Annotated in this window: 18 protein-coding genes; 14 read left to right on the forward strand and 4 right to left on the reverse strand. The window is 34.5% G+C overall.

Annotated features, from left to right (window positions below; translation table 11 throughout):
* Positions 1–72: 72 nt before the first annotated feature.
* Complete coding sequence (locus M2098_RS04100) at positions 73–5115, forward strand: discoidin domain-containing protein (RefSeq protein ID WP_280682281.1); 5043 nt, start codon at positions 73–75, stop codon at positions 5113–5115.
* A gap of 93 nt (positions 5116–5208) precedes the next feature.
* Here M2098_RS04100 and M2098_RS04105 read toward each other — a convergent pair whose 3' ends face one another.
* The gene (locus tag M2098_RS04105; protein WP_280682283.1) at positions 5209–6081 is read right to left on the reverse strand and encodes an AraC family transcriptional regulator; all 873 of its coding nucleotides are present in this window, start codon (positions 6079–6081) and stop codon (positions 5209–5211) included.
* Positions 6082–6238: 157 nt separating this feature from the next.
* On the opposite strand from M2098_RS04105, the gene M2098_RS04110 reads away from it, so the two are divergent.
* The gene (locus tag M2098_RS04110) at positions 6239–7735 is read left to right on the forward strand and encodes a DUF4874 domain-containing protein (RefSeq protein WP_280682285.1); all 1497 of its coding nucleotides are present in this window, start codon (positions 6239–6241) and stop codon (positions 7733–7735) included.
* Between the two features lie 11 nt (positions 7736–7746).
* A complete protein-coding gene (locus M2098_RS04115) occupies positions 7747–10404 on the forward strand; it encodes a hypothetical protein (RefSeq protein WP_280682287.1) in 2658 nt (885 codons plus the stop codon).
* 228 nt (positions 10405–10632) lie between these two features.
* Here the strand turns inward: M2098_RS04115 and M2098_RS04120 are convergent, their stop codons facing one another.
* A complete protein-coding gene (locus M2098_RS04120) occupies positions 10633–11487 on the reverse strand; it encodes an AraC family transcriptional regulator (RefSeq protein ID WP_280682289.1) in 855 nt (284 codons plus the stop codon).
* Between the two features lie 258 nt (positions 11488–11745).
* Here M2098_RS04120 and gnpA point away from each other — a divergent pair, with 258 nt between their 5' ends.
* From gnpA to M2098_RS04165, 9 genes are all read left to right on the forward strand, one after another.
* Positions 11746–13908, forward strand: coding sequence for a 1,3-beta-galactosyl-N-acetylhexosamine phosphorylase (gnpA, locus tag M2098_RS04125; RefSeq protein ID WP_280682291.1), 2163 nt, complete (start codon positions 11746–11748; stop codon positions 13906–13908).
* 138 nt (positions 13909–14046) lie between these two features.
* Complete coding sequence (locus M2098_RS04130) at positions 14047–15390, forward strand: carbohydrate ABC transporter substrate-binding protein (protein WP_280682293.1); 1344 nt, start codon at positions 14047–14049, stop codon at positions 15388–15390.
* A 46-nt stretch (positions 15391–15436) separates the two neighbouring features.
* Entirely contained in the window at positions 15437–16330 is an 894-nt protein-coding gene (locus M2098_RS04135) for a sugar ABC transporter permease (RefSeq protein ID WP_280682295.1), read from the forward strand.
* 11 nt (positions 16331–16341) lie between these two features.
* Positions 16342–17211: a carbohydrate ABC transporter permease gene (locus tag M2098_RS04140; RefSeq protein ID WP_280682297.1), complete on the forward strand. Its 870-nt coding sequence runs from the start codon at positions 16342–16344 to the stop codon at positions 17209–17211.
* Between the two features lie 9 nt (positions 17212–17220).
* Positions 17221–17391: a hypothetical protein gene (locus tag M2098_RS04145; protein ID WP_280682299.1), complete on the forward strand. Its 171-nt coding sequence runs from the start codon at positions 17221–17223 to the stop codon at positions 17389–17391.
* 8 nt (positions 17392–17399) lie between these two features.
* The gene (ugpC, locus tag M2098_RS04150; protein ID WP_280682301.1) at positions 17400–18494 is read left to right on the forward strand and encodes a sn-glycerol-3-phosphate ABC transporter ATP-binding protein UgpC; all 1095 of its coding nucleotides are present in this window, start codon (positions 17400–17402) and stop codon (positions 18492–18494) included.
* A gap of 16 nt (positions 18495–18510) precedes the next feature.
* Positions 18511–19416: a BadF/BadG/BcrA/BcrD ATPase family protein gene (locus tag M2098_RS04155; protein WP_280682303.1), complete on the forward strand. Its 906-nt coding sequence runs from the start codon at positions 18511–18513 to the stop codon at positions 19414–19416.
* A 332-nt stretch (positions 19417–19748) separates the two neighbouring features.
* The gene (nudC, locus tag M2098_RS04160) at positions 19749–20576 is read left to right on the forward strand and encodes an NAD(+) diphosphatase (protein WP_280682305.1); all 828 of its coding nucleotides are present in this window, start codon (positions 19749–19751) and stop codon (positions 20574–20576) included.
* Positions 20577–20745: 169 nt separating this feature from the next.
* Positions 20746–21324, forward strand: a complete 579-nt coding sequence (locus M2098_RS04165; protein WP_280682307.1) for a hypothetical protein — start codon at positions 20746–20748, stop codon at positions 21322–21324.
* Between the two features lie 157 nt (positions 21325–21481).
* Here M2098_RS04165 and tnpB read toward each other — a convergent pair whose 3' ends face one another.
* Both tnpB and tnpA read right to left on the reverse strand, forming a co-directional pair.
* Positions 21482–22609, reverse strand: a complete 1128-nt coding sequence (tnpB, locus tag M2098_RS04170; RefSeq protein ID WP_280682309.1) for an IS200/IS605 family element RNA-guided endonuclease TnpB — start codon at positions 22607–22609, stop codon at positions 21482–21484.
* A gap of 11 nt (positions 22610–22620) precedes the next feature.
* Entirely contained in the window at positions 22621–23019 is a 399-nt protein-coding gene (tnpA, locus tag M2098_RS04175; protein WP_280682324.1) for an IS200/IS605 family transposase, read from the reverse strand.
* A gap of 330 nt (positions 23020–23349) precedes the next feature.
* Here tnpA and M2098_RS04180 point away from each other — a divergent pair, with 330 nt between their 5' ends.
* Entirely contained in the window at positions 23350–24684 is a 1335-nt protein-coding gene (locus tag M2098_RS04180; protein ID WP_280682311.1) for a hemolysin family protein, read from the forward strand.
* A gap of 18 nt (positions 24685–24702) precedes the next feature.
* Entirely contained in the window at positions 24703–24975 is a 273-nt protein-coding gene (locus tag M2098_RS04185; RefSeq protein ID WP_280682313.1) for a hypothetical protein, read from the forward strand.
* The last annotated feature ends 6 nt before the right edge of the window (positions 24976–24981 follow it).

Here is a 24981-nt window from a genome sequence, read left to right on the forward strand (position 1 = left end):
GAATTTGCGGGGAAACAAAGCCAATCATTTAATATATGGGTGTATGTAGTATGTAGAGGAAAAGAGGGTAAAATGAAAATAATCAAAAAGAGTTTGGTACTTGGGTTGTTACTAAGCTGTATTGTTTCATTGTTTCCACAAACTGAAAAAACGCTAAATAAGGCGTACAGTACAACAGTAAGTGTAACAAATGAAAGTGACAAGGCAAGTATTGGTAATGAATACCTTACACGAAATTTTAAAATTGAAGATGGACATGTAAATACGACAGATATTACAAACCATCGAATTGATAAAGCATTAAAACCAGCTGCAAAGTCAAACGATTTTGAAGTGAATATTATATCTGGTGGTACAGTTACAGAAGATGTAAAACCAGTAAATGAGTTATCGAGAACAGGTTGGACAGCAAGTATTGCCAAAAGTGATGGTACAAGTGCTAAAGATGCTGCTGCACTTCTTGATGAAAATGATACAACGGATATTGATTACTATGTAGGCAATGCACTTCCTTATGTTGTGACAATAGATTTGAAAGAACAAAAAGAATTCAAATCATTTTCATTACAAAAACGTCAGGGAAATACAAATGCAAGTTGGGGAGTGAATGGAACTGTTGGTGCATATGAAGTTCAAACAAGTAATGATGGAACGACTTGGACTGCAGCAGGAGAGGGTGAATTCACGAAAGCAGATTACAATATTCACCAAGTGGGAAATTTATACAATGTTGGTGATTTAGTATATGCAAATTTCGATACTCCACAAAATGCACGTTACGTTCGTTTGATTCAAAAATCAGATGTATATGGGTCACAATCATTTTGTATGGCAGAAGTTCGTTTGTATGAAGATACATATGAAAAAGCTGTACAAGAGGATAGTGTAATTCGCTCATCAAATTTAACAATTGATCAAGTAAATGTAAATGAAATTCAAGGTGGTAAAGAACTTGCCTTTATGTATAAACCATACAATAAAGATGGAGTGAATTGGACATTCTCATACCATGTAACAATGTTAGATGGTGATTACTTTATGCGTAGTTTTGTTCGTGTGAATGCGGATGATAAAGATAAAGCAAGAATTGATTACATCGAAATGGATCACTTTGTTTTAGATAATACAGTTGAAGGTGTATGGAGTCGTCCAGATAGTTTCTATGTAGCAGATGGTGCATATAACTTCTTAGCTCCAGAAATGCAACTTGGTCAACCAATTTATGCAGACGGAATGTTCTTTGGAAGCGAATTTCCAGCAACAGATACAAACATTGTAAAAGATACAATGAAAATCCGTTATTACTCTGGAAAAAGTATCGCTCAATTAGAAGCAGAAGGTGCATTAAGCGAAGGTAGTTATCAAACATGGCCAAATGTAGTTGGTGCTGCAGTGGGTACAGATAAAAATGTTGTGCAAACTGACTTCTTTGCGTACATTGATACGATAGCTACAAAAACAACATTTAGAACACAATACAATTCTTGGTATGAAAACCGTATGGGAATTACTGATGAAAGTATTCAACGTATTTTCTATGCATCAGAAAAAGGATTGTCACAAAATGGTGTGGAACCACTAGATTCTTATGTAGTCGACGATGGATGGAATAACTACAATGACCCAACATATACTGGAATTGATGCAGGTCGTTCAGGAAATTCATACAACCGTACTGGATTCTGGGAGTTCAATGATAAATTCCCGAATGAATTATATCCATCAATGGAAATGACGAAGAAATTTGCATCGACATTTGGATTATGGCTAGGACCTCAAGGTGGATACGAATTAAATAAAACATTCTCAGAATACCTTGAAAGTCAAGGAACTGGATATGTAAATAACAACGCAGCTTTACAAAAGGCAATTGATGTTAGTTCGAAAAACTATGTTGATTTATTGGAAAGATTATTCGTTGATTACCAAACTCGTTTTGACATCGATTACTGGAAACTTGATGGATTTGCATCAAGACCAAGTACAGATGAAGAAAGTGAACACATGGTTGGTGGAGACAACAACATGTACTATACAAGTGAGTTGTGGGAACGTTGGATCGATGTGTTTGAAACCATGAGAGCACAAAGAGAAGCAGAAGGTAAAGGATTGTTTATCAATGCGACTTGTTATGTGAATCCTTCACCATGGCACTTACAATGGGTGAATACAGTTTGGCAACAAAATGCTGGAGACTTAGCTAGTGATGGAACAAATGGTGGTACACAATCAGCAAAAATGATTTCTGGTCGTGATAATGTATATTTTGTGAATGGAGTAGATGGAGACTTCCAATTCCCACTGAAAAATGTATATAACCATGATCCAATATATGGAAATGCTGCTGGGGTAAAAATGAACACTGAAGAATTCAGAGACTACATGTTTGCAAATGCAATGCGTGGTACTGCATTCTGGGAATTATATTTCTCTCCTGACATGATGGACGATGCAAAATGGAAAGTGACAGCTGATATTTTAGAGTTTGCCGAAGCGAATGAAGAAATTTTAGAAAAAGCAAAATTATTTGGTTCATCGCCAAAATCAAAACAAGGAATTTATGGATATTCTTCATGGAATGGTAGCCAAGGGATTGTATACTTTAGAAACCCAACAGCATCAGAAAAAGAATATACATTTACGTATGATGGAAATGCTGGTGTAGCTACAGATGTACAAAATGTGAAGCAAACACAAATCTATCCATATAAAAATAAAGCAGACAACGAAACAATTTCTTATGGAGATAGTGTAACGATAAAACTAGCACCATATGAAATGGTTGCATATCAATATGGCATTCAAGATGATCAAGCACCTACAATCGAAGTAGTTAGAAATACAGATGAAAAAACATTAGATATTCGTTTTAGTGAACGTATCTCAGATGAATTAAATGTAACAATCAAAGGAACTGATGTTAGCTCGATTACGCTATTAGAAGATTACCGTACAGCTCGTGTGGTATGTGATAGTGCATTAGCAAACACAAATGAAGTGAAAGTTACATATGTGGATATTGCTGGAAATGCATCAAGTGACATGTTAGAAGTAAATGCGTATGAAAATCATGTAGTTGCTGCATTAACGTCAGCAAGTGATCTTAAAGATGATACGGATGTTGAGCACGCAAAATTATCTCGTGCAGATATTCCAATGTTTGGATTAAACAACAAAGGATATGAATTAAAGGATACGAACACATTTGATGGAGTTGGTGAATTTGGTTTATCATTTGTATTAAAAACAGCATCAAAGAATGCAGTATTATACAATCAAGATGGACTTACTGTCGCAATCGATGAAGAAGGATACATTGTAACAACTATCAATGGAGAAACACTATCTTCTAAAGAATTGATTACAGAAGTAGTAGAGCTTGAACATGGTCTTGTTGGAAGTGCAGAGTATGTACCAACAACGACAACAACTAAATATGTTGGACAAGTGGCAGATGATGCAATTCACACAGTAGTTGTATCTAGAGAATTGAATGGTCTATGCAAAGTGTATGTAGATGGAAATTTACATAATTCAATCTACTTACCAGATACAACATTACCAACAAACCCAAATACAAAAGTGAGCGTTGGAAGTAATGAATTTAGCGGATATATTGGAAACCTTACATTCAAAAATGTAAGTGTTGGATATGATGAAGCACAAAACCAATACACAGGATTATTACTTGAAGGAACAGAAGAATTAGATCGTAGCGACTGGATAGCAACAGCAAGTTCAGAATACGGAAAATCACAAACAGAAGGGCCTGCAAAACTAGCTATCGATGGTAGTACTAGTACGTTATGGCATTCAAACTGGGCATCAGCATATCCTGAACCTCGTGATCACTGGATTGCCTTTGATTTTGGTAAAGAGCAAACATTTGATTCATTAGAGTACACAGGACGTGCTGCAAAAACAAATGGAAACATGAAAGACTACTTGATTCAAATTAAAGATGATCAAGGAAATTGGACTGACTTAAAAACTGGTACAATCGATGATGGTGGTGCACAAATGATTTATTTTGATGATGTTGTGTCTACTACTGGAATCCGTATTAAAGTATTGAGTGATTATGGACCAGAAGCAAAACACGCTGCTGCTGTTGAAATTCGACTGCTTAAAGGTATTGAACCAATTGGTGATTACAATGCGTTTAGAGATTTTGTAGCTAATGAATCACTAGAAGATCCAGAATACTTTACTGCAGATAGTTATAAAGATTACAAAGATGCATATGATGCATTAATGGATGCTTCACGTATCTTAGATATTGATGATGCAACAATTGCAAATGTTACAGATGCATATACGACTGCAAAGGATGCACTTGTTCGTGTAAAACTTGATCCAACAAAACTTGCAGATGCAATCGCAAAAGCAGAGAAAATTGATCAAAGTAAATATACTACAGAAAGTGCAAATGCTTTACAAACAGCATTAGATGCAGCAAAGAAAACGCTTAGTGAAGCTGATAAACAAAGTCAATTGGACAGTGCTACTGCAAACTTACAAGCTACAATTGATGCACTTGTAAAACTTGGTGATAAAGCAGACTTACAAGTATTAGTTGATATTGTTGATGTACTAGATGCAAGTGAGTATACTGAAGAAACATGGAATGTTGTGGCAGATACACTTGCTAAGGCAAAAGTTGTATTGGCAAATGATCAAGCACTACAAGCTGATGTTGATACAGCATACGATGCATTATTAGATGCTGTAAGTAAATTAACAAGTACAGTAGAAGTTGCAAAAGATGAATTACAAGATCTTGTAGAAGATAGCTCTAAATTAAAAGAAGCTGATTATACAAAAGATACTTGGAATGTATTCGTTGATGCTTTAGAAAAAGCAAAAACGGTTTTAGAAGATCCAAATGCAACAGCAGGTGATGTACTGCAAGCAAAAGTTGAACTTACAAATGCTATTAATCAATTAAAAGAATCAAGTAAAGAATTACCAAGCGTAACTCCTGAAACTCCTGATAAACCAGCAGATGGTACAGATACAGGCGATACAACAAATGTAAATCTATTACTTATGTTACTTGCGTTATCTGCACTTGGAATTGGTGTTGGATACACAAGAAAAATGAAAAAGAAATAATGAATATCTAAAGATCTCTACTCCACGTAGGGATCTTTTCAAATTCAAAAAAAGATCATCTCATACTTGAGTTGATCTTTACTTACAAACGATTTATATGTGTTTTACAGATTTCATTTTCATAAACTCTTTTGGGCTTACACCTACAATACGCTTAAATATTGTTGAAAAATACTGCGGACTACTAAATCCATAGCGATAAGCTAATTCAGTAAAGTTTGTGTGATTATCAGACATGTAATCCATAATATAATTTAACTTTGTAATTTGTACATAGTCATTTACAGTGATTCTTAGATATCGCTTGAATAAATCCGTAAGATGTCGTTTGCTGATGTTACAATGTATAGCAATTTCATCTAAGGACAAACGTTCTTCAATATGTTCATGAATATATTGAATTGCTTTGGCGACGTGCAAGTTTTCTTCACTGTGTGGATTGTGAAAATTTGGTTCCATCTCTCTAGATAACAAGAGAACTAATTCAAATATGTATAAGTTTGATAAAACATTTCCTTTGATATTTCTATCATTCATTTCGTCGGTTATGCGCTCCATGCAATTTTGTATTTGTTTTGTGGTTGGAGCTTTGATATATAGTTTCGTTTTTTTCGACAAATATTGCATAAACTTCAAATCTTTTTTCAAACCGGAGTTCAGTGCCTCAAAATGTTCAACATAAAAATGCATTTGCATAAATGAGCAGGTTTTATTCTCTTTGACTTGAAAACTGTGAATGACATGTGGAAATAAAACAATAAACTCATTTTTGTGTACCGTAACTTTGTTTCCATTAATGATGATGTCACATTCACCAGTTTGAACAACACATATCTCGATGTTTCGATGGGTGTGTGGACCAAAGTGATAACTTTCTGGTAGGTTTTGAATTAATGCGTTATGTATTAAATTTCCTTGTAATTGCTCCATGAATGTATGCTCTACGTGTATTGTATTTTTATCCATAATATTCCCTCACAATATGATTATCGCTTAATATATGGGATTTGTAAACGCTTACGGTTCCATATTTTATACGTTTGCTTGATACTCATCTTTATAGCGTAAGAAATACAAAAAAGTAAATGTTACGATGTGTTTAATAATAGAGGGAGGTATGTCTGTGGACAAATTGAGAAGAAGTAAGTATTTCATTCTTGGGATGCTTATATTTGCATTAATTGGTGGAATGATATCCACAAATGTTTTATTAAATCAAAGAAGTATAATTCCAAACGAGAAAACATATAACTTCGATGTAAAAAGTCTTGATGGAAATCAAAGTACGCTATTACAAGAAAATCCAAATCGTGGGTATCGAATGGAAGTATATCTTAATGTTGAAACAAATAAAAGTTTGTTTGAGTACAAAACGGTCGATGCAATTGAACAATTGGAAAATGAAATTGCAACATACAAGTCAGATAATCCAAAATTGATTCAAGTGTATTTTTATCTAACTGGATATAAAGATAAAGACTTAGATGATACTGCATTTAAAAACATGAATGCTTATTTTGATAAGTTAAAAGAACATGATCTTAAAGCAATTTTCCGTTTTACATATGTTTCAAATGATTCGAATCCGACATCGCAAGAACCATCACTCGCACAAATTCAACGCCATATGGAACAGGTGAAACCATTCATTGCTGAGCGTAAAGATCAAATCCATGTATTCCAAGCGGGTATTGTTGGTGCATGGGGTGAATGGGATTCAGGTGCAATGTCACGTATTGACAACAAGGCGGTAATGGATGCAGTATTAGCAGCAACACCAAAAGATATGCAAGTACAAGTACGCTATTCATACATTAAAGAAAATAATGTTCCTAGTAGTAGTGAAGATTATAATCGAGTGGCATTCCATGATGACTTTCTAATTGGTGAGTTACATTCTTGGAACACTGCAGGATCCGATAAAAATGCAACCAAGTGGAAAAAAATGACAGAAGAGTCTAAGTATCTTCTTGTGGATGGTGAGATGATTTGGGGAAGTGCCAATGGTTATTATACTGGTGGTAAAGCAATCAATGCATATTTAATTGCACAACGTATGAAAGAACATCACTTTACATCACTGTCAATGACGCATAATTATAAAGAACAAAATAAAGAACAAGGGAAATTATATAGTATGGCTGAATGGCAACATGAATATGTAAACCAAGCGATTCTAGACACATATGATTTACCATACGATGAAGCATGGTTTATGGATGCTGATGGGAACAACATTCCACGTAACATGTTTGAATACTTACGTGATTATTTAGGATACTATTTGAAAGTGGAAAGTGCTACTGCTACGGTAAAGGATGAAACCGTAAATGTAACTGTAGATATTGCTAACTACGGTTTTTCAGCACCACATAAAATTACAAAGATGGAACTTGTATTACTTGATGCAAAGGGAAACATTGTTGATGCAGCAAGTATGTGTGAAGCAAGTGAATTACAGCCGGGTAATAAACAAATCAATGTGCAACTGATACGACCTGATACATCAAAACCATATATGGTAGCGATACGTGCAAAAGTGGAAGATGGAACAACGATTCGTTTTGCAAATGACTTAAATTATGTACAAGGAAATAATGTCCTTGGAATCTTAAAATAGGGAGGTTCATAATGAAATACATAAATAAAATTGGGAAATGTATAATTGTGACTGTCCTATTGTTGGGTATGTTTATCGTACAGGGAAATACTAAAGTACTAGCAAAAGATAGCACACCAACTATAAGTGTCAATGGCATCACATTACATTCAGATACACCAACAAGTATGTTGGAAAACTTAGTTAATTTAGAAAATGTAAAAGACTTTAACTTTTACATGAATGAACAATTGATGAGTGAAGGAAATGCATATTTTGCGTATGCCTATGATCAAGAAGAAACCTTTAACGGTGTAACATTCACTGGTTGGTGGGGTGATCAACAAGGTATAAATAAATATAAAGTTCAATACAAAGTGCAAGATCAATGGGTGGACTTAGAAGAAACAACAGTTACTTATGCAAATGGTAACGCAGGTGGTCCAACCACATTGACAAAATACTTCAATCAACCAATTACCACAACAGATATTCGAGTTGTCGTATTAGGCGTAAACACAGTGTGGAGTAAAAAAACATGTATGCATGTGATTGCTCCTAAAATTGATGATTCAGCATCATCATCAATGACAAAACCAGTTGTAAGTTTTGAAAACTTAACCTTACAAAAAGGAGAAATGGATTACTTTGTGAGTAATCCAGATGCGAAAGATATCGATTTTTCACCTGGTGGAGATTTGACAAGTAAAAATGCATATATTGTGTATGACTATACAAATCTTGTTGAAATCGATCGCGTAGAAATGATTGGTTGGTATCCAACGAGTCAAGGTATAAAGAATGCTGATTTTGAATACTTTGAAGATGGAGAATGGAAATCACTGGAAAAAAATGTAACGTTTGCTTGGAAAACAAAAGCAGGTGTACAAGCACAAGAAAATTTAGTATATACATTAAAGAAACCAGTACAAACAACAAAATTTAGAATTAAAGTAAATGCTGGATATACACAATGGGGTTCATCAAAAATCAATATGCGATTAGTAAAACCAAATGGGAAACTAGTTCGTAAAATTGGTGAATTAAATACAATTGCTGATACGATGGAGAAAAATTTACGTAGATTATTAATTGGGGATACTTACGGGGAGTTTAGCACTACAAGTGTACAAACATTACTTGCCGCATTAGAGCATGCTAAAAGTATTGCTGCAAATCCAGATGTGAATGAAATAGAATATGAAGCTGAACTTGTGAAGTTGAAAGATGAAATTCAAACATTCTATACAAGTCAAAATGCCCTTTCTGGAAAGGTGCAAATACAAGCAGAAAATCTAACCATTAAAGAAGGAAAGTTAGAAAATTTAATCGATGGTCAATTAGGGACAGGCGTAGCATTTGAAGAATTTGGAAGTGCATTAGATGGATCGATTATTCTTACTTTTGAAAAAGAAATTAGTGCAAAAGAATTGTTGATTTTGACAGATAAGCCAAAAACACATGGCGTATCAACATTCACAGTTTCAGCAAAACAAAATGATCAATGGGTACCAATTACAAGTGATGTGGTTATTCCATGGTTAAACACGATTCACGAAGTAGAAGGTCATACATATGACTTAACAAGTCAAGGAAGCGTTCTTTCTAATACATTTAAAGTTGATTTAAAAGGAAGTGCAACAGAGCAACAAGCCACCAAACTACAATTATTGTTGATTAAGGGTGAATCAGTAGTTGATAGTTCATCATTAGAAGCTACAATTAGTAAAGCGAAAACTGTGCTTGATGAGCAAACGAAAGCTACAGGGTTAAAAGCAGATCCAGAAGTTATTGAACTTCTAGAAATGCACATATTAATTGCTGAGAATAGTGATGTACTTGCTCGTTCAACACAAGTTAAAGTAAATCAAATGGAAGCAGATCTACAAACGATTCTTGCTTTAATTGAGGAACAAACAAAGCCAGTAATTCACACTGAAAAATTAGTAGAAGCTATCACAAAAGCTGAAGCAATTGATGCGACACTTTATACAAGTGCTAGTTATGCAAAAGTAACAGATGCTATTGATAAAGCAAATAAAGTACTAGTAAATCCAAAGAGTCAAGAGGCAGTCGATGCAGCTACAACGATGCTTGAAACGGCAATGAATGGATTAGTAAAGTTAGGCGATAAAGCAGACTTACAAGTATTAGTTGATATTGTTGATGTGCTAGAAGCAAGTGAGTATACTGAAGAAACATGGAATGTTGTGGCAGATACACTTGCTAAGGCAAAAGTTGTATTGGCAAATGATCAAGCACTACAAGCTGATGTTGATACAGTATACGATGCATTGTTGGATGCTGTAAGTAAATTAACAAGTACAGTAGAAGTTGCTAAAGATGAATTACAAGATCTTGTAGAAGATAGCTCTAAATTAAAAGAAGCTGATTATACAAAAGATACTTGGAATGTATTTGTTGATGCTTTAGAAAAAGCAAAAACGGTTTTAGAAGATCCAAATGCAACAGCAGGTGATGTGCTGCAAGCAAAAGTTGAACTTACAAATGCAATTAATCAATTAAAAGAACCAAGTAAAGAATTACCAAGTGTAACTCCTGAAACTCCTGATAAACCAGTAAATGGTACGAATACAGGTGATACAACAAATGTAAATCTATTACTTATGTTACTTGCGTTATCTGCACTTGGAATTGGATTTGGATATAAAAAGAAACTAAAGAAATAGTATAAAAATAACCCTCTTAGTTAATATTTTTAACTTTATATAAGAATAAAAAAACGATGCGCAAAAGTCTGTGAATTCACTTTTCACAGACTTTTGTGTTTTATGAGTTTTGTTGGAATCGATAGATGTGATAATAAGAAATGAAATAAGGCAATGTTTAAAAGTTGTATAAGAAAAGGTAATGCGTACCCAACGTCTAATTCGTTGATAGGTATTCATTACCTTTGTTTAATGTCTATCTGTATCTTGCACGAGTACACGTGATAACTTACGATACTCTAATGGTGTATGATTCGTTTCCTGTTTGAATGTCTGTGAAAAGTGCGACTGACTGACAAAACCAACATCCGTAGCTATTTGTGCCATAGATTTATTTGTGCTCTCTAGAAGCTTCTTTGCGTGTTGTACACGCGTTTGAATTAAATAAGAAATTGGAGAAATTCCTTTATAGCGCTTGAACGCATGACTGATATAAAACTTACTTAGATAAGTCAATTCACTTAAGTCATCAAGTGTAATGTTTTTATGGTAGTTTGATTTGATATAGTTTTCAATAATCTCACATTCCTTCATTCCTTTTGTCACACTTCTATAGGATAGTTGCTTATCATTGCTGCGAATAATTAAGAAGATTAATACTTCTAAAATGTTGTGACAAATTGCTTCATAGAGTTCGTTTTTAAGTTCTACTTCTTGTAATAACACTTGTAAATAAAACATCATCTTGTCATGTTCACTGTTTAAATTGAACACTTGGTACATGAGCTTATTTCCACTATGATCTTGTAATTCCAAGCCTTCTACACCTAAAACGATGTATTCGAAATCTTCGTTTTCCATTGGGCTTTCCGTGTGCGGAATCTTTGAACTGATAATGACAACATCGTCACTATAAGTGCTAAAAGTTTCATTATCAATAAGAAAACGCCCTTTACCGTTTACAACGAAAAATATCTCTGTAAAATCGTGTGTGTGTTTTACACTATGCCAATCAGAACCCTTTTGTGCATGTGTAATATAGCGAAGAATTAGCTTGGTTTTTTCATGTTGTTTCCGTATGACTTGATAGCGATTATTGCTCATGATACCCTCCCAATGAAATCCCTTTCACAATCTCATTGTAGATAGAAAATCGTGATTTTACAATGAATAAAAGAAAAAAGTGGAAATTTTTAATTTTTTTGAAAAGTTCGCAATATAACTAAAAAAGCAAAAAAAAACGATTGTTTCGGTATGTATTTTATATATATTGATGAAAAATGTAAGTGCTTACAATTTGCCCTCTTGTATTATAAAATGCCTTTGGATATGATGTAAATGTAAAGCAAAGGAGGAGATCTTGTGAGCAAACAGAAAGGGAGACTGACCGTCCCTACAGATATCGATATGATCGGTGAAACCGTTCGCATCATAGACTATTGGGGTGGAGATGCGATACGGGATTGCGATGGAACTGTTATGCCAGATGAACTAAAAAGTCTGGATGTAAAAAAATACGCAACGTACTATACAACAAGAAAAGATAATGACTGGGCAAGAAAAAACCCAGATGAAATTCAACAAGTATACATCATGTCACAATTTGAAAGTGCAAGTAGTGATGAACTGAGAATTTCAATCATGAAATATATCTACAAAGATTTATTACAACCAAATACAAATGATGACATGTCAAAATGGTGGGAAGTCATCGACCGTACGACTGGTGAAATTGTAGCCTTTGAAGATTGGACTTATGATGAAACAACACAAGAAGTGGTAATTACCAAAGCAATCCCATTTCATGCATATACTGTAAGCTTTCTAGCATATATTATTTGGGATCCTGTACACATGTACAATGCGATTACCAATGACTGGAAAGATGAAGAACATCAAATGACATATGATGTACGTCAACCAAAGACGCAAGCATACGTAATTGATAAGTTTAAACGATATTTAAAAGATAACCCAGAAATTGATGTGATTCGATTTACAACATTCTTCCATCAATTTACATTAATCTTTGATGAACAAGCACGTGAATCATTTGTCGAATGGTTTGGTTATAATGCAAGTGTTTCTCCTTACATATTAGGGAAATTCGAAGCATGGGCTGGATATCCATTTCGACCAGAATACATTATTAACAAAGGTACTTACAATTCACAGTTTGTCATTCCAACAAAAGAGTTTAAAGACTTCATTGAATTCCAACAAATTGAAGTTAGTAAATTAATGAAAGTATTTGTTGATGCGACACATGAAGCTGGTAAAGAAGCGATGATGTTCTTAGGTGATCACTGGATTGGAACAGAACCATACGGAAAATACTTTAAAGAAGTTGGTTTGGATGCAGTTGTTGGAAGTGTAGGAAATGGTTCAACATTACGAATCATCTCAGATATTCCAGGAGTGAAATATACCGAAGGAAGATTGCTACCATACTTCTTCCCAGATACATTTCATGAAGGAGGAGATCCTTTACATGAAGCAAAAGTAAATTGGGTAACTGCAAGACGTGCAATTTTACGAAAACCTGTGGACCGTATTGGTTATGGTGGATATTTAAAACTTGCATTAGAGTTCCCAGAGTTTATCGACTATGTTAAAGAAGTCGCAGATGAATTCCGTGAACTATATGACAAAGTTAATCAGGTGCAACCATACTGTGTACCATTCAAAGTATATGTACTTAACTCGTATGGAAAATTACGTTCATGGGGAGCACACATGGTGCACCATGCCATTCCATATGAAGACAACTATGGATATGAAGGATACTTGGAAGCGCTAAGTGGATTACCTGTGGATATCGAATTTATCAGTTTTGATGAATTACTCGAGCGTCCAGATGTGCTTGATACTCCAGGTGTAATTCTTAACGTTGGTGATGCATATACATCATTCTCGGGAGGAGAATACTGGAAAAATGAAGCCATCGTTACAAAAATACGTCAATATATATACCAAGGTAATGGATTTATCGGAATCGGAGATCCTAGTGCATATCAAAAAGAAGGACATTACTTCCAATTATATGATGTACTTGGTGTAGATAAAGAAGTTGGATTCACCTTATCTCATGATAAGTATAACTGGGATGAGCATGAACACTTCATTACAAAAGGTTTACCAGAAACACTTAACTTTGGAAATAAGGTGCAATTTGCATATGCCAATCGTGATACAACGGTAATCAAAACAACTGGAAAAAGTGTGAACTTGGCAGTGCACAATTACGGAAAAGGACGTGCAATATACATGAGTGGTTTACCATTCAACTTTGAAAATACGAGACTTTTATACCGTAGTTTATTCTATGCAGCTGGTAAAGAAGATCAAATCGAAGAGTGGTATGCAGATAACTACAATGTGGAAGTAAATATGTATCCATCAACAAGTAGTTACTGTGTGGTAAACAATACATATGAAAAACAAGAAGCAACGGTTTTTACAACAAATGGACAAACTCACAAAGTTGAGTTAGAACCAACAGAAATTAAGTGGTTTACTGTCTGATGTTGTTTTAGGGATGTTGATTGCGTAAATCAATATATATAAAATACGTGACAATATCCTGTATGGTGTAAGCGCTTTACTTGCACTATGATTTAAGTAGATGATTGATTTGACACAATAAAAGGAGGATACGAATCAATGAAAAAATTTATGAAGTTCGCCTGTGTGAGTGCTGTGATGTTAACAGCATTAGCAGGATGTGGAGGTTCTGGTAAAGAAGCTGACACAGACGAAAAAGTTCTTAAAATTGCAGGACTTGATGGTGGATTTGGAACTGGCGGTTGGGAAGCAGTTGCCAAAGAATTTGAGGAAATCGAAGGTGTAAAGGTAGAATTGGAATTTGAAAAGAACATCTCTGATGTACTTCGTCCAAGAATCCAAGCTGGTGAAGACATTCCTGATATTATCTACCTATCAATTGGAGCACAAGGTGGATTAACTGACACTATGGTGAAAGAAAAACAAATTCAACCAATTGATGATTTATTAGACATGAAAATTCCTGGATCAGATGTAACAGTTAAAGAAAACATCATTCCTGGATTTACAGATGCATTAAACTTACGTCCTTACGATGATGGTAAATTATACTTAGCACCACTGAACTATTCACCATGTGGATTGTTCTACAATGCTGGATTATTTGCTGAAAAAGGATGGGAAGTACCAACAACTTGGGATGAAATGTTTGCTTTAGGAGACAAAGCAAAAGCAGAAGGTATTGCTTTATTTACATACCCAACAACTGGATACTTTGATGCATTCTTCTCTGCATTATTAAATGAAACTGCTGGACCAGATGCATATGACAAAATGATGCACTATGATGAAAAAACTTGGGAAAGTGAAGATGCGAAAAAAGCATTTGAAATCGTTGGAAAACTTGCTGAATACATTGAACCAAACACTGTAGCACAAGCTAACGGAACTGACTTCACGAAAAACCAACAAGCGATCTTAGACAACAAAGCATTATTCATTCCTAATGGAACTTGGTTACCAGGTGAAATGGAAGATGCACCAAGAGCTGAAGGATTTGAATGGGGAATGATGGCTTTACCAAAAGTAACTGCTGATGGTGATGCTTACTCAACTACATTCACAGAACAAATGTACATTCCTGAAGGTGCCCAAAATGTTGATTTAGCTAAAAAATTCATGGCTTACTGCTACTCTGATGAAGCAGCAACATTATTCTACACAAAAGGAAAATCTGCTGTAATGCCTACAGTTAACGCATCAGACAACATTAAAGATGATGACATTAATAAAATTTTCTACTCAATCTACGACAATGGTGCAAAAGCTAATGCAGTTGGATTTGCAGCACTTGAAAACCAAGTGGAAGGTGTAGACTTAACAGGTGCAGAAGGAATCTTATACGGAACAGTAAACTCAGTAATGACAAAAGACAAAACTGTTGATCAATGGTATGATGAATTCTTAACTGGACTTAAAAAAGTTGTTGAAGCAAACAAATAAAATGTAGCGGTGGCAACACCGCTATTTTTTTAAGAAAGGAAGGCGTATGAAAAACAAAAAACAAGAGAGACGATTTATTTGGTTGTGTTTAGCACCAGCAATTATCTTATTTACGGTATTTATGGTCTTCCCTACATTAAATGTATTTCGAATGTCATTGTTGAAGTGGGGAGGATTATCCGCAAATCAAGAGTTTGTCGGATTAAACAATTTCTTTATTTTATTTAAAGATATGAACTTTATTAGATCGTGTCAAAACACCATTCTGATTATTGTATTGGTTGCGATTGTTACACTTATATTCGCGGTAGTTTTTGCGGCGATTCTTACAAGAGAAAAGGTAAAAGGAGAAAATTTCTTTCGCATTATCTTCTATATACCTAACGTATTATCAGTCGTTGTAATATCTTCCATCTTTAGTGCGATTTATGATCCAAGTAATGGATTATTAAATAGTATTATTGGTTTATTTAAACCAGAGAATTGGGAAGGAATTAAATTTCTTGGAGATCAATCAATCGTAATATATGCAGTGATTGGAACGATGATTTGGCAAGCTATTGGATACTACATGGTTATGTATATGGCAAGTATGTCAAGTATTCCAGAACATCTCTATGAAAGTGCATCACTGGATGGAGCAAATAAAGTTCAACAATTCTTTAAAATCACGTTACCACTGATTTGGGGAAATATTAGAACGACGTTGACATTCTATATTATTAGTTCAATTAACTTGAGTTTCCTATTTGTGAAAGTTATGACCGGTGGGGGTCCGAATGGAGCAAGTGAAGTATTCTTAAGTTACTTATATCGTCAAGCATATGATAATGCAACCTATGGGTATGGTATGGCAATTGGAGCAATTGTCTTTATCTTCTCATTTGTACTTAGTGCAGTAGTAAATAAAATCACATTACGTGATGACATGGAATTTTAGGAGGTTATGTTATGGATAAAAAAACAAATCGTTTATATCGCATCTTTATATATGTAGCCTTATTTACATTAGCGATTTCTATTATTGTGCCGGTTGCTTGGGTATTTCTAGCATCGGTGAAACAAAATAGTGAATTCTATGGTAGTCCATGGACAATGCCAATTGGTCTTCATTTCCAAAACTTTGTAGATGCAATTGAAAAAGCGAATATGGGTGAGTACTTCATCAATTCCATTGTGGCAACAGGATTGGGTCTTCTGATTTTGTTGGTTGTTGCTTTACCTGCATCATATGCACTTGCACGTTTCCGCTTTAAAGGAAAGAAACTTGTAAATCTTGGATTTATGAGTGGATTATTTATTAACGTGAACTATATTGTTGTACCTATCTTCCTGATGTTATTAAGTTGGGATAAAGGGATTTCACAAATTATAGGACAAAGAATTTTCTTAAATAATATTGTGGTATTAGCGATTATTTATGCAGCTACCGCACTACCATTTACGATCTACTTACTAACAAGTTACTTTAGAACATTACCAAAAGCATATGAAGAAGCAGCGTATATGGATGGTTCTGGCTATTTCCGTACGATGGTAAAAATCATGATTCCAATGGCAAAACCAAGTATCATCACGGTAATCCTATTTAACTTCTTGTCTTTCTGGAATGAATACATCATTGCTTTAACTTTAATGCCAGGAGCAAGTAAAACATTACCAGTTGGTCTAATCAACTTGATGCAATCGCAAAAAGCAGCAGCAAACTATGGACCGATGTATGCAGGGCTTGTGATTGTTATGTTACCAACATTAATCCTATATATTATGGTGCAAAAGAAACTGACACAAGGTATGACCCTTGGTGGATTAAAGGATTAGGTGCTACATATGGAAAATAAAACACTTAAAACAATTTTAATTATTTGTACCTTTATTGCTTCACTAACCATGGTGATTGTAGGACAAAAACATATAGGGTACATGGGACTACTTGTACAACTTGTTGGATTATGCGGTTTACTTGGATTGTTATATCTATACAATCGTCGATATAAATAGGAGGAACTATGGCAACACTACAGCTAAAAAATATAAATAAAATTTATGATAATAATGTCCAAGCGGTATTTGATTTCAACTTGGAAATAAAAGACAAAGAGTTTATCGTCTTTGTTGGTCCTTCAGGATGTGGGAAAAGTACAACTTTACGTATGATTGCCGGTCTTGAAGATATAACATCAGGTGAATTATTCATCAATGAAGCAAAGATGAATGATGTATTGCCTAAAGATCGTGACATCGCCATGGTCTTTCAGTCGTATGCACTGTATCCACACTTAAGCGTGTATGACAATATGGCATTTGGTCTACAAATCCGTAAGGTGCCAAAAGCTGAAATTGATGCACGTGTACGCGATGCAGCAAAAATTCTAGAAATTACGGATTACTTAGATCGTAAACCAAAGGCGTTATCGGGTGGACAACGTCAAAGGGTTGCACTAGGACGTGCAATCGTAAGAAATGCAGAAGTATTCTTGATGGATGAACCATTAAGTAACTTGGATGCAAAATTACGTGTGGCGATGCGTTCAGAAATTATCAAATTACATGAACGTGTTGGTGCGACAACAATTTATGTTACCCATGACCAAACAGAAGCGATGACAATGGCAACACGCATTGTCGTAATGAAAGATGGGTATATCCAACAAATTGGAACACCAAAGGAAATCTACAACAATCCAGCAAACATGTTTGTAGCAGGATTCGTAGGAAGTCCGGCAACTAATTTCTTACATGGACGTATTGAAAATCATAGTTTTGTAATCGGGGATTTACATATGGAATTACCAGAGAAATTCTATTCAGATATTAAGGATTATGAAGGTAAAGAAGTTGTTATGGGAATCCGTCCAGAAGATATTTACTCAGAAGGAATTGTAGAAGGAACCTATCCAAGTGCAAGCTTTACGTTCCAAGTAGATATTAGTGAACTTTTAGGACATGAAAGTATTCTTCATGGAACATTCTATGATCAACCATTAATTGCGAAAGTTTCAACTCGCTTAGGAATTGAATCACATTCACAAACAAAATTAACGTTTGATTTAGGCAAGGTGCATTTCTTTGATGTCGATACAACATTAAGAATTGACAAATAATTTAGGAGTCAACTGAATGAAAACATATATTATTGGAATTGACGGTGGAGGCACAAAAACACACTTTGCCGGATATGATGCAAATGGTAAAGAACTAGCTTCCATTACCTTAGGTAGTGTACATATCATGCAAAAAAGTGAAGCGGAATCGGTGGAACTTTTACAAGAAGGATTTAACTTTATTAAAGAACAATTTCCAAAAGATGAAGCATACCAACTGTATGTTGGATTGGGTCTAGGTGGCTATGGTGGTAATGCCACGATGCAAGAAAAGACCGACCAAGTATGTAGAAAGGCATTTGGTGATGTTCCATTTGTTGTATTCAATGATGGACAAGTTGCTTTATTTGGAGCATTTGATGGTGCTGATGGAATTCTTGTAATTGCAGGAACTGGAAGTATCGCTTATGCAAAAGCAAAAGATAACTTTACGATGAGTGGTGGTTGGGGCTATCAAATCGGTGATGAAGGAAGTGCTTATGCAGTTGGTAAAATGTTGCTAAAGGAATTTAGCGAACAAGCAGATGGGCGTAAAAAACAAACCTTCCTTTATACCTATATGATGAATAAATATGAGTTTACTAGCCCATATGATATAATTTCTTTTGTTTCAGATACACTAGAAAACAAACGTGAGAAACTTGCATCACTATCATTAGATGTATATGAACTAGCAAAGGAAAAGGATCCTGCTGCCCTAGCAATATTTGAACAGGCAGCAACGGATTTAGCACTTCTAGCAAACACCTTATATGCACAAACAGGCATCACAAATATAAGTTATGGTGGAAGTCTATGGAATGCTGAACAAATGAAGCAAGCGTTCAAAGCGAAATTGCAACCAGCACTCACATTGGTGGAACCGGTAAATACTCCAACCTATGGAGCCTTTGTTGGTGCTAGAGATACATACCTACGCTAAATTATAATAACCAATTTCGATACATGAGATTGGTTTTTTTGTGGAATATAAAAAAACCATTGGTCTGTGGGGGTCCAATGGTTTTTGCTTTACTTCTATGTAGGGGTTATGAATATTAAATGTGTAAAATCATTAATTATAAGAAAACATTGAGGGAATATGTTTAATATTCAATATCATAGAAGTTCTATCCACTCTCCTATATAAAGTGGTATTATTATCTTATCATAAATAAAAATACTTACACTTCATATGATTGAAAAAGTTAAAGTTTGGAAAAATCAAACATTTTATTGGAAGAAATGATACTCATTGAAGTGAGAAAGGATTCTATGCTACAAGAAATTTATCCAGATCAATTAGACAATCGTTTTGAATGCAAAGAGATACATGATGATGCTTGGGTTGTACAAGTAAGTAAGCAAGGTTTGCTATCGAAAAAAGATGGGAAGCATGTTCGTTTTTATACGTATAAGGAATTACAGGAAGCAAATATACATTTTAAGCAAGTCGTCTATGGTTTTCAAATTGCTTCACATGATGTTTTCATAAGTTTAGATCGTACGATGGTTGAAAATTATACTTATACTCCATTACGTACTTTTATGGCTCAAAGCCAACAAGTCGTGAGTTATGCAGCAAGTAGTGCATATCATTTAGCACAATGGTATCGTCGATATCGGTATTGTGGACATTGTGGAAGTGCATTTCATCATTCGACAAGTGAACGTGCTTTAGTTTGTGAAGTGTGTGGGAATATTGAATACCCAAGAATCAATCCAGCAGTTATTGTTGCTGTAACCAGTGGAGATAGACTTTTACTGACAAAATATGCAGGTAGGGAATATGCACGCTTCGCCTTAGTTGCTGGTTTTGTTGAAATTGGTGAAACTGTAGAAGAAGCATGCCAAAGGGAAGTGAAAGAAGAAGTTGGAATCAACATTAAAAATCTTCGATACTATAAAAGCCAACCATGGGGTGTTAGTGAATCAATCTTGATGGGATTTTATACTGAAGTGGATGGCGATACAGAAATTACGTTAGATGAAGAAGAACTTGCACTAGCCCAATGGTTGAAAGCTGATGAAATTGGCGATGATTTTTCAACAGATTCATTAACTGGTCAAATGATTCAAAATTTCAAGGATGGAAATTACTAGATAATGCAGATACGTTATTGTCTTACGATTTTAGGTAAGACTTTTTATTTTGTGTATACATATGTGTGGAATAAAAAGGAATGGTTTTAAATATAACTACAAATTAATGTAACTATATGCTAACATAAGACTATAATGTTAGCATAAAGTTGCAGAAAGGAGGAAATAGATGAATAAATTGAAAGAGATTCTTGATATGAATCATGGAGTTGTTACCTTTAGCCAAGTCAAAGAGGAGGGCGTACCATATCATCATATTCGTACAATGTTAATGAATAAGGAACTCGAAAATGATATACGGGGCTTCTATCATAAACCTAATGTTTATGTAGATGAATTGTATATCTTACAATACCGATATCCAAAAGGGATCTATGCACTTGAAACTGCACTTTGGTTACATGGCGTATCTTTGGTTGTTCCATTTGAACCTATTATGTGTTTTTCTTATGGGACGAATACAAAAATAATAAAAAAAGCGGGGATAAAACCAGTTATTGCACGATCTTATTACAATGACGGGATTGAGGAAATTAAAACACCAAGTGGACAAAAAGTTCTGGTTTATAATGTTGAAAGAACGTTGGTTGAATGTCTTAGGGAAATTTACAAAATTGATATTCAAGTTATTGCTCCTGCATTTAAAGCCTATGCAGCAAAAGGAGAAATTAATTACGCTAAATTAGTAATGTATGCAAAAAGATATAAAGTTGAAAAAAAGGTGCAAGCATATTTAGAGGTATTATGACGAAATACACTAATGAAAATAGTTGTGAACTACCCCCACTTAATCTAACGATTTGAAGTGTGAGCTTCGTGGAAACAGAGTGTACTTGATATTGTATCAGCGGTTGCTCCTATATACCCCACAGGTCTGTTCCTAGACCTTATTGTGTTTTATTTACTTATATAACTAGTCCATGTTGATGGATATTCATTGCTGCATTGATATCACGGTCATGATAACTATGACAACTACTGCATTCCCATTCTCTTATGTGGAGTTCTTTTTTTGATTCCTTACTCCCACAGACATGACATATCTGTGTAGATGGATAGTATGGCTCGACTTCTTTGATTGACTTTCCATACCAATCGGCTTTGTACTTTAGTAACGTAAGAAATTTTGTCCAACCTGCATCTGTGATTGCTTGTGCTAAATGACTTTCTAACATCTTCTTTACACTTAGTTTTTCAACACAAATTACATCGTGGTTTTTGATGAGATAGGTTGATAACTTATGTAAAAAATCATGACGTCGATTATAAATGCGTTTATGCAATCGAGCAATGGTTATTTTTAACTTTTGATAATTCTTAGCATCTTCTAATTTAATACCTTTAGCTTTTGCGATTTCAGCTTTTCGACTAAGCTTGCGTTGTAGTTTCTGCAGTAGTTGCATATCCTTTTTTAAATACTTTGGATTTTCAATCTTGGTACCATCAGAAAGAACAACGTAGTGATGTATACCCATATCAATACCTATGCTACTATTTGTTTTTGCAAATGCCTCTACTTCTGTTTCACATAGGATGGCTACATAATAGGCACCAGTTGCATCTTGACTAACTGTTGCACTTTTTATCTTTCCTGTATGTTCACGATGATAGTCCATCGAAACTACACCAATCTTTGGTAGTTTGATTCCTTGTTTATCAATGATGGAAATCGTCCCATTTTGATTATTTGTCGTATAACTGTTTCGATCACGATTCTTACTTTTGAACTTTGGATAGCCTACACTCTTTGAATCACGATAGAAATTTGTAAACGCACGACGTAGATGCATTTGTTCATTAGCTAGTGCCAAACTATCCACTTCTTTTAGGTAAGGATAATCTTTCTTATACATTGCTGGTGTTGTTTCTTTTATTGGCGTACCATCTTCTTGGTACTGCTTGTAACTATTGATTCGATCATCTAACATCAAATTCCATATCTTACGAGCACAACCAAAAGTCTTCGCAAACATTTCTTTTTGCAAGTCATTTGGATAGATACGATATACGAATGCTTTTTTCACTTGTTTCATAGGTAGATGACTTATGCTTCTCCTTGTTTTTCAATATACTCCTTTATTATGTCAATTGTGACACCACCAGTTGTTAGTAAGCAAAATGTTTTTGACCAAAACATTTCCTTCCATAGTTTGTCTTTGATTTCTGGGTGTTCTTTCTTTACCAAACGGGAACTAGCAGATTTATATGCATTTAGAAACTTAGAAAGTTCACTGTTGGGATGTGCTTTAAACAGAATATGCACATGATCTGCTTCAAAGTTGAATTCTTGCAACTTGATATGGTAGTTTTTAGCAATCCGAATAAAGTGGTTCTCTAATTCCTTAGCGATAGTTTCATCGATTACTTCTCTACGGTACTTAGTTGTAAGAATTAGATGGTAATATAGTGCGAACACCGAATGATTATTATTATCTAGTTTTATCATATATATAACCTCTAATGTAGAATGATATATCCTTCATACTGATTATACCACGTAGGAATATCACCAACAATAATTATCACACAATAATTCGCCTTACTGCTTGAAACAAGGGTGTCATTTATTTGTGTTAATAAAGACATAAGGTGTCATTCATCACCCACTTACTTATCGCCGTTGAAGTGGGCGACTTCTGACGCTAAAAGTTAAAAATATCATAGGTGGGTATGAGAAGCGTTGTATTTAGCATATTGCCAATAAAACCTATGTGTGATTTTCTTGACTTATATAGGTAGAATCCTTACAATTTTCTTAAGAAAGTAGGTAGTAATGATAAACATAATAATTCTTATTGTTTTGGTTTTAATAAATGCATTTTTCTCGGGTAGTGAGATTGCCTTAATCTCGTTAAATAAGAAGAAACTGAAGATTGAAGCAGAAGAAGGAAATAAAAAATCTGCGATGCTATATCGCCTTGTGAATGTACCCAATCGTTTGTTGTCGGTGATTCAAGTTGGGGTTACATTATCTGGGTTTCTAAACTCCGCACTTGCAAGTGATGCATTTGCGGATAATCTAGTTGAATTGATGCAAAACATGGGGTTAACATTAAATGCAGGTACTATGCGTAGTATTTCGATGGCGCTAATTACGATTTTATTATCGTTTGTAACTTTAGTCTTTGGAGAACTAGTGCCAAAACGAATCGCGATGGCAAAACCAACAACCTTTGCAAATGTCGTGGCAGTACCAATAAACCTTCTGTACAAGCTTTTCTTACCTTTTGTGTATGTATTATCGTTTTGTACGAACGGTGTCTTACGCTTGCTTAGAATTGATCCTAATAAAAGTGATGATTTAGTAAGTGAAGAAGAAATACGTTTGATGGTAGCAACAAGTAGCGAAGAAGGAGAAATTAATGTCTCTGAACGTGAAATGATTGATAACATCTTTGAGTTCAACGACACAGAAGTAAGTGAAGTAATGACACACCGTGTTGATGTTGAAGGTCTTGAAGTTCATGCAAGTTATGATGAAGTAATGGATTACTTTAAAGATTCACGATTTACAAGAATTCCAGTCTATGATGAAACCTTAGATGATATTGTAGGGTTATTACACGCAAAAGATTTACTTCGCTATGTATATGAAAAACACGATGTGAAAACATTTGATTTACGTAACATTATTCAAGATGCAGTATTTGTGCCTGATTCACTAGCAATTGATAAATTATTTTATGATTTGAAGAAACGTCATAAACATATGGCAATTGTAATTGATGAATATGGTGGAACTGCAGGGATTGTCACAATGGAAGACTTAATCGAAGAAATCGTTGGTGAAGTATTTGATGAATATGATGATGTACCAGTCGAATATCGTAAAATTGGGGATCATACATATTTGATGGAAGGTTCAATTGAACTTGATGAGGTAGAAAAAATTCTAAAGATTCAACTTCCAGTAGATGAATATGATACATTGAATGGGTTCCTTGTTTCTGAATTGGAACGTTTACCAGAAAAAGATGATAATGCATATATTGATTTTGCTGGATATCGTTTTACAATTACACAAGTTGATGAAAAAGTCATCAAGGAAGCAAAAGTAGAAAAACTAGATGAAGAAGAACTTGCTTTAGATAAAGAACAAGCAAAGTAAGAATGTGAGGGTATGCAATTGGCAAACACAGAAACAATGAAAACAGAACAACTGCAAAAGATCAAACTGTATCTTTATGCATTGTCTGCAGCATGTATTATCATTTCAAGAATTATGAATTTAATCGATTGGAATCTTGGAATGAGTATCACAAGTGTGCTAGTTGCTATCACATTAGGGATTGATGCATACAATTTTAAAAATCGAAAACAATATGTGCATGCATTTTTAAATGGTGCACTTGCAATTGTTATTGTTGTAATGATTGTGATTTTGTGGATTATATTATAAACAAAA

Origin of the sequence: Breznakia sp. PFB1-19 (assembly GCF_029893935.1) — a bacterium.
Classification (GTDB): Bacteria; Bacillota_I; Bacilli_A; order Erysipelotrichales; family Erysipelotrichaceae; genus Breznakia; species Breznakia blatticola.